We start from the raw sequence: 218 nt of genomic DNA on the forward strand, positions 1-218 counted from the left end.
ATACTTACTATACGATTAGTGGTAAGAATCAGCAAAATCAACCGATTCTGGTTATGGTTCCCCAACATGGTGGCAAGATTAGGGTTCTAAAACAATCGAGTGGGATTACTGCTGCAAGAGCACGGGCGATGACAAAATCAAATCGCAATCCGCGTGAAATTTTAAAAGTTGCTCCGGGGGTATTTAATGATAAGGCTGTCTGGGAAGTAACATATCGT

General features: G+C 41.7%; 1 pseudogene. It reads left to right on the forward strand.

What is annotated here, in order from left to right:
• Positions 1-218: pseudogene (locus tag AACL61_RS03155) on the forward strand (cell wall elongation regulator TseB-like domain-containing protein); the annotation flags it as partial.

This window comes from Limosilactobacillus reuteri subsp. porcinus, from assembly GCF_036621895.1.
Taxonomy (GTDB): Bacteria; Bacillota; Bacilli; order Lactobacillales; family Lactobacillaceae; genus Limosilactobacillus; species Limosilactobacillus reuteri_J.